Source organism: Microbacterium sp. UBA837 (assembly GCF_002296025.1).
GTDB lineage: Bacteria > Actinomycetota > Actinomycetes > Actinomycetales > Microbacteriaceae > Microbacterium.
In genome coordinates this window covers 12,702-13,220 of record NZ_DBHD01000075.1, presented here as the reverse complement: position 1 = coordinate 13,220, position 519 = coordinate 12,702, and the positions used below count along the sequence as shown (strand labels likewise).

General features: G+C 64.7%; 1 pseudogene. It reads left to right on the top strand.

The window, feature by feature from the left end:
- Positions 1-479, top strand: a pseudogene (locus B3587_RS05635) (polyphosphate kinase 2 family protein); the annotation flags it as partial.
- Between the last annotated feature and the right edge of the window lie 40 nt (positions 480-519).

Here is a 519-nt window from a genome sequence, read left to right as displayed (position 1 = left end):
CCGCCGGCCGGATCGGTGTGTTCGACCGGTCGCACTACGAGGACGTTCTGATCGGACGGGTCCGGGAGCTCGCGGATGCCGATGAGATCGAGCGCAGGTATGGAGCGATCAACGAGTTCGAGCGTCAGGTCGCGGCATCCGGAACGCGGATCATCAAGGTCATGCTGCATATCTCGTACGCCGAGCAGAAGGCGCGTCTGATGGAGCGCCTGGATCGTCCCGAGAAGCACTGGAAGTTCACCCCCAGTGACGTCGGCGAGCGGATGCGCTGGCCGCACTACATGGCCGCGTATCAGACGGTCTTCGAGCGGACGTCCACCGAGCATGCACCGTGGTACGTGGTGCCCGCCAATCGCAAGTGGTATGCCCGACTGGCGATCCAGCACCTGCTGCTGGAGGCGCTGGAGAACATTGATCCCCAGTGGCCCACCGCCAGCTACGACGTCGCCCTCGAACGCGAACGCCTCGCCGCAACCTGACCCCCTCCGCCGAGTTGTCCTTCCCTCAGCCGAGTTGTCC